Here is a 6870-nt window from a genome sequence, read left to right as displayed (position 1 = left end):
GCCCTTCTTTTTAGACGCGAGTTGGTATAAGGCGAGGGGGCGCGGGATTATCCGCGCCCCCTCGCCTTCAGGTCGAGCCCGGCCGCGCCCGGAGGGGCGGGGCCTTCGGTCCGGTCGTGGATGGCCCTACGGAAGCTCCACGGCCTTCTGGACGCGGACGATGCTCCGCGCCCTGCCCGTGGACTCGTCGATCTCCACGACCGCGCCGTTGACGGCCGGAAGCTCCGTGCACATCTCGAAGCGCGCGGGCATCCCCGTGAGGAAGCGGGGCATGGCGCTCTCCTTCTTCACGCCCAGGATGCCGCCGTGGCCGCCCGTCATGCCGACGTCGCTGAGGTAGGCGGTCCCTCCGGGGAGGATGCGCTCATCCGCGGTCTGCACGTGGGTGTGGGTCCCCAGGACGGCGGAGACGCGCCCGTCCAGGTAAAAGCCCATGGCCTCCTTCTCGGAGGTCGCCTCCGCGTGGAAGTCCACGAGGATGGGGAGTTCAGGGCCCCCCTGGGCCCGCAGCTCCTCCAGGCAGGCGTCCGCCGCGTAGAAGGGGGAGTCGATGGGCGGCATGAAGACCTGTCCTTCCAGGTTCAGGATGCCGAGCCGGCGTCCGCCGCGCTCCAGGACGCCGCACCCCTGGCCGGGGCAGACCGCCGGGTAGTTGGCCGGGCGAAAGATGCGGGCGTCCGAGCCCAGGACGACGCCGAAGTCGTTCTTGTCCCAGATGTGGTTCCCTGAGGTCATCCCGTCCACGCCCAGGTCCAGGAACTCTTTGAATATCTTCTCCGTCATCCCCTTTCCCGCCGCCGCGTTCTCGCAGTTGACGACGACGAAGTCGAAGCCGCCCCACTCGCGGCGCAGCTCCGGCAGGGCGCAGGCCAGGGCGCGCCGTCCCACGCTCCAGGCGACGTCGCCGAGAAAGAGCACCCGCATCACTTTGCGAACTCCGACGCGCGCGTCTCCCGCGAGACGTTGACCTTGATCTGCCCCGGATACTTCATCTCGGCCTCGATCTTGCGCGCGATGTCGTAGGCCAGCTTGTACACGCTGCCGTCGTCGGTCTTGCCCGCGGTGAGGACGACGCGCACCTCGCGGCCCGCCTGGATGGCGTAGGCCTTGGAGACGCCGTTGAAGCCCATGGCGAGCTCTTCGAGCTTCTCCAGCCTCTTGATGTAGGCGTCCAGGCTCTCGCGGCGCGCGCCGGGCCGTGACGCGCTGATGGCGTCCGCGAGGGCGACCACCACCTCGTAGACGGAGCTGACCTCGAGGGTGTCGTGGTGGGAGGCGATGGCGCTGACCACCTCCGGCCTCTCGCCGAAGCGCTGTGCCAGGTCCGCCCCGATGGCGGCGTGGGGGCCCTCCACCTGATGGTCGACGGCCTTGCCCAGGTCGTGCAGCAGGCCCGAACGGCGGGCCAGCTCCTCGTCGAGGTCCAGCTCTGCGGCGATGGCACCCGCGATCTGCGCCACCTCGAGGCTGTGGGACAGGGCGTTCTGGCCGTAGCTGAAGCGGAACTTCAGCTGGCCCAGGGTGCGCACCAACTCGGAGTGGATGTTCTTGATCCCCATCTCCAGGACGGCGGACTCCCCCTCGCTGATGATCTCGTCCTCCACGTCGTGTGTGGCCTTGTCGATCAACTCCTCGATGCGCGCGGGGTGGATGCGGCCGTCCACCACGAGCCGCTCCATGGCGCGGCGGGCGACCTCGCGGCGGACGGGGTCGAAGCTGCTGAGGGTCACGGCCTCCGGCGTGTCGTCGATGATGAGGTCCACTCCCGTCAGCATCTCGAAGGCGCGGATGTTGCGGCCCTCGCGGCCGATGATGCGCCCCTTCATCTCCTCCGAGGGGAGGGGGACGACGCTGACCGTCGCCTCGCCCGCGCTCTCCACGGCGCAGCGCTGCATGGCCGCGACGACGATGTCGCGGGCCCTGCGGTCCGCCTCGCGATGGGCCCGCTCCTCCAGCTCCTTCAGGCGAAGCCCGATGAGGTACTGGGCGTCCTCCTCCGTCTTGCGGAGCAGGATTTCCTGGGCCTCCTCCTTCGTCATCTGCGCGATCTCCTCCAGCTTGTCGCCCTGCTGTCGGATCAGCGCCTCGAGGTCCGCGCCGCGCTTCTCGATCGCCTCCTGCTTCAGCCTCAGCTCGTCCTCCTTGTGGGAGACCCGGTCGAGTTTTCGTTCCAGGTTCTCCTCCCGCTGCTCCAGCTTGCGCTCGACCCTCTGGAGCTCGGCCCTCCGCTCCTTGGCGTCGCGGTTGGCCTCCTGCCTCAGCCTTGAAACCTCGTCCCTGGCCTCGGTGAGCCGATCCTGCTTGAGGCGCTCGGCCGCGTCGGTGGCCTCCTGCAACATGAGGAGGGTCTGGTTCTTCACCCCGGTGAGGCGCGTGTTGTCCCATGCCTGAAGTATCAGGTATCCGACGCCCACGCCGGCCGCAAAAATCAATGCTGCGATGATCAGTTGCATGTCCTTGTATCGCTCCTTACTGTAACGACCCCTCCGCAAGCAGCGAAAGAGGGGGCAGAATGATGGTATCGTGCGTTGACTCCGGAAGAACTTCAGATCGGAATGAGATCAGAAAGAACTTCAGACACACAACTTAAATTTTACCTTTCAATCAGAGGATTAACAAGCGAAAAAGCCTCTTTTTCCGCACCTTTTCCGCGCTGCGGGGCCGGCTTTTTTGATGGGGAGACGCCGGGCCGATACCGGCCTCATCGTGATACAATTAAAAAGAGCAGCTCGGACGGCCGCCGCGCCAGGTGCGCGGAGGAAAGTCCGGGCTCCGCAGGGCAGGGTGCCGGATAACGTCCGGTCGGCGCGAGCCGGAGGAAAGTGCCACAGAAAACAGACAGCCCCCAGACGGGAGCAATGGTGAAAAGGCGGGGCAAGAGCCCGCCGGATGCGGTGTGAGCCGTATGCCTGGCAAACCCCACCCGGAGCAAGATCGAATAGGGGGGGATGAAGCGGCCCGCCGACCCCCGGGTACGATCGCTCGAGGCGCTCCGCAAGGAGACGTCCAGATAAATGGCCGTCGTATACAGAACCCGGCTTATGAGCTGCTCGCTATTTTTCCCTGCACGGGGCGCAGGGTGTCATTGGAGCTGGCGCCTTTGGAGAAAGTGACGTTTTACGACTGGCAGAAGAACGCATACCGCAGCATTGCGGGACAGAGCGCCGTCCTCTCGGCGCCGACGGGATCGGGCAAGACGCTGGTGGCCTACCTCTGGGCCGGGATACTGGACGAGGAGGGAGTCGTCCGGGAGCCCGACGCCGCCCGCGTCATCTTCACGGCCCCCATCAAGGCCCTGAGCAACGAGCGCTACATGGACCTGCGGCGCATGGGGCTGGACGTGGGCATCGAGACGGGGGACTTCAAGCGCAACGAGGACGCGCGCGTCATCTGCTGCACGCAGGAGATCTACACGATGAAGTACGCCTCGACGCCCGGCCAGCGGCTCGTGATCGACGAGTTCCACTACATATTCAACGATCCGGATCGCGCGCGGACCTACATCGACGGGATACGGGAGACTCACCCGGACACGCCCGTCCTGGTGATGTCGGCCACCCTGGGGGGCGTCAAGAACGTGGGGGCCTACCTCTCGCGGATCAGCTCGCGCAACTTTATCATCCACGAGAGCCACAAGCGCACGACGCAGCTGATCTTCACGCCGAAGAAGCCCGCCAGACGAAGCGGCGTCCACGACGCGCTGATCTTCCTCTTCTCCCAGCGAGGGGCCCTTCAGATGGCGGAGGACGTCGCGGAGCTTCGGCCGCACCACTTGCTGTCCCGCGAGGCGCGGGAGCGCCTCAAAGAGCTGGCGGCCATCCTGGAGGTCCAGCGCATCGCCCCGCCCCTTCTCCGCGGCGTGGGGATCTACCACGGGGGGATGTTCCCGAAGGAGAAACTCTTGGTGGAGTCCGCCTTCCGCGAGCGGATCCTGGACGTGGTCTGCGGGACGAACGCGCTGGCACTTGGGGTGAACCTGCCCGCGCAGTACGTCATCTTTGCGCAGCTGGTGCAGTACCACCACCGGGATCCCATCTCCAAAAACGAGTTCCTGCAGATGGCCGGACGGGCGGGACGCAAGGGGCTGTTCGATCCGGGGTACGTGACGTGGCTGAAGAACTCCCCCTACGAGCGGCGCGGCGTGGACACGGGCACGGTCTTTCAAGCCCTCGTGAACGCGCCCTCCGAGCCCGCCCTGGTCCAGCTGAGGCCCTCCTATGGGCGCCTCCTGAGAAAGCAGGTCCTGCTGGAGGTGGAGGCGGAGTACATCGCGGGCAACTCCCTGCCCGCCCAGGACGCGAGGAGGACGGTGGACGCGCTGCGGCGCGGCATGAACCGCATCGACTGGGTGATCCGCCAGCAGGTGCGCGGCGCGGACCGCGCGCGCTTTCAGGCGATCCTGGCCGACATCTGGTACGACGAGATGGAGGTCGACGAGAACCTGGAGATGGCGATGATGTTTTTGGAGGAGCCCAGCCCAAGCGCCCTGATGGCCGCCCAGATGATCATGCCCTATGAGCGCAACTACCTTCAATCCCTGCTCAAGATCAAGCGCTTTTCGAACCAGCTCCCGCGGGGACGGCGCTTCCGCGGCCTCGATGAGCTGAACGACACCGTGGACGAGATCGACCCGACGATCTACGGCTTCGAGGAAAAGCTGGGCGAGATCGAGACGAGCCGATAGCGCTTTTTGTGTGGCGCTTTTCTCGCTTTTTTCAAAGAGGGGCCCCGTGAGGGGCTCTTTCGCGTCGAGGACGGCGAGGACGCCAGGTTGTTTTTGTTCTTTGGTGCTATATAATGAGGCCGGCGATTGAGTCGGCGGAAGGTGCGTTCGGCACGGCGGAGCCGCCTCGAGCCGGACAGGCTGGCGAATTTTGTGTGGAGCACAGCGCCAACGTAGAGGGGAGATTGGTTCATGAATATCGTCGCGTTTGCCCTTTCTCTGTTCTCAGCGATTTTTTCGGGCGTCACCGTCCTCGCGGGCGCCGCAGTCCCCGGATGGGCGGCTTCGAGCACGGTCGGACTTCAGGTCGCGGGCATGGTCGTCATGTTCTCCTCCCTGTGGGGGCTGGTCGGAGGCGGCATGGCCCTGACGCGAAGGGAGCGGGCCTCGATCCTGCTTGGCGTCGATGCAGGCCTTGCGGCTGCGGCTTTTTTCATGGGGCTCCACAGCGCGGCCGTCTGGGCCGTGCTCTACCTCCTGGCGGCCATCCTGGCCCGGCTTGACGTGAGCGCCCTGCGGGAGGACCCTTCGGCCCTGGCGGCCCGAACCGACGGCGAGCCCCCGCGCCTGCCCGGAATGCTGCGGGCGATGCACGTCTTCCTGGAGGCCCCCGTCGAGGGGGAGGAGCTGGACGGGCGCGTCCAGTTCCTGCGTGACGACGCGCTGCAGCCCGTCGAGTCCCTCGTCGGCGTGGAGACCGGAGCGCTGGTCCGCCGCGCCTTCATCTTTCTGGAGGACGGCGAATTCGCCCGGGCGGACCAGTACCTGGAGCAGGCCCTGACCCAGGACCCGGAGAACTCGCGGGCCTACCTGGGAAAGCTCATGGTGGAGCTGGGGGCCCGCACTCCGGAGGCCCTGGCCGACGCCCCGCTGTTCGAGCAGAGCCGGCTGTTTCAGCGCGCCCTGAAGTTTGCGGGCGACGAGGAGCGCGCCAGCCTGAACGACTACATCGAGGCCCGCGACAGGCGCCTGGAGCGCCTCCACGAGGAGCGTCAAGCCGAGCTCGAGGGGCGCTACAAGCGGGCTCAGGCCCTCAGCGCCTCGGCCAGGACCCAGGAGGACCTCGACGAGCTCATGAAGCTCATGGAGTCCCTGGAGGGCTACAAGGACGTCCGGAAACTCGTGGAGGACGCCCAGCGCGGCATCGAGACCAGGAAGAGGTACGACGAGGCCGTCTCCATGCTGGAGAGCGCACAGACCCCCGAGGATTATGATAAGTTGACGGCCGTGCTGGAGGAGCTGGGCTCGTATCGAGACACCCCGGCCCTCGCCGCGAGGGCGCGCATGGAGAGGCGCTACACGGAGCTGGTCGCCCTGAAGGATCGGGCCCGGACGGAGGAGGAGCTGGAGGAGATCGCGGAGCATTTTGACGGGTTCGGCAGCTACCGGGACGCCCAGCAGCTTGCCGCGGACGCCCGCCGCCTCTCGAAGGAGGCCCGGCGCGCGGCGAAGATCGCCGCGGCGCGACGGGGGGTCCTGAGGCGCTGGGTGCGGCGCGCCCTCGTCGTGGCAGCCCTTGTGTGCTTCGTCCTGTTCGGTGGCGGGCGCTGGCTGGCGAGCCTGTTCGGTTACGTGCCCGCGCCGACGGAGGAGCCCGTGACGGCGCAGCCTGATGAGAGGGTCAAGGAGGTCCTTCCGCTCAAGGAGGGCGCGAAGGAGCCTGACAAGGCGAAAGAAGTGACCCGATCCCATGACAATGAGGTGAGCTCCGGGGCCGTGGTGGTCCCCGTCGTTCCGCCTCGTGTGCCGGAGCCTCTAACCTCTCCCGATTCCTCCGAGCCGGCGGGCCCCGCCGTCCAGGGGGAGGGGGCGACGGTCAGCGGAAGCGTCAGCCTTCCCGCCAGGGTCGCGAAGGCATCCCCTGAAGCCTCCTCGGACGCGCGGATCGCGGTCGTGAGGGCGTCGTCGGGGGCCCTTCCCGCCAGCGGGGACGACCAGCCAGCCGCGGCCTCCGGGGACGCGGGGGCCACGGCTCCCATGAGGGTCAGCGGCAGCAGGGTCAACCTGCGCAGCGCGCCGAACCTGACCGCTCAGGTCCTGGCGCGGATGTCCCGCGGCGACCTCGTGGACGCGACCGAATCCCGCACCGCTGCGGACGGGGTGTGGTACCACGTCAGCACGGACAGGGGGATCGAGGGGTGGATCTC

At 67.0% G+C, this 6870-nt stretch carries 4 protein-coding genes and 1 other RNA gene; 3 read left to right on the top strand and 2 right to left on the bottom strand.

Annotated elements, in window-relative coordinates:
- Positions 1-126 precede the first annotated feature (126 nt).
- Together SY1_RS00050 and rny are read right to left on the bottom strand one after the other, a co-directional pair.
- Positions 127-924 (bottom strand): TIGR00282 family metallophosphoesterase, encoded by a 798-nt coding sequence (locus tag SY1_RS00050; RefSeq protein WP_015555772.1) that lies wholly within the window; start codon positions 922-924, stop codon positions 127-129.
- Positions 924-2453, bottom strand: a complete 1530-nt coding sequence (gene rny / locus SY1_RS00045) for a ribonuclease Y (protein ID WP_015555771.1) — start codon at positions 2451-2453, stop codon at positions 924-926. Before rny ends, SY1_RS00050 begins: the two co-directional genes overlap by 1 nt.
- Positions 2454-2721: 268 nt before the next feature.
- Between rny and rnpB the strand changes: the two genes are divergently transcribed.
- The 3 genes from rnpB to SY1_RS00030 all read left to right on the top strand — a co-directional run.
- An RNA gene (gene rnpB, locus SY1_RS00040) (RNase P RNA component class A) lies at positions 2722-3057 on the top strand.
- Positions 3058-3109: 52 nt separating this feature from the next.
- Entirely contained in the window at positions 3110-4684 is a 1575-nt protein-coding gene (locus SY1_RS00035) for a DEAD/DEAH box helicase (RefSeq protein WP_243440691.1), read from the top strand.
- A gap of 231 nt (positions 4685-4915) precedes the next feature.
- Positions 4916-6870 (top strand): SH3 domain-containing protein (locus tag SY1_RS00030; RefSeq protein WP_208872434.1); only part of this gene is annotated, 1955 nt, incomplete at its 3' end.

It is taken from the genome of Fretibacterium fastidiosum (assembly GCF_000210715.1).
In the GTDB taxonomy this organism is placed as follows: Bacteria; Synergistota; Synergistia; order Synergistales; family Aminobacteriaceae; genus Fretibacterium; species Fretibacterium fastidiosum.
The sequence above is the reverse complement of the archived record's forward strand: the minus strand, read 5'-3'. Positions and strand labels throughout refer to the sequence as shown.

Coding starts and splice junctions, on each gene's coding strand:
- SY1_RS00050 (WP_015555772.1), bottom strand. CDS start 924: ATGCGGGTGCTCTTTCTCGGCGACGTCGCCTGGAGCGTGGGACGGCGC.
- rny (WP_015555771.1), bottom strand. CDS start 2,453: ATGCAACTGATCATCGCAGCATTGATTTTTGCGGCCGGCGTGGGCGTC.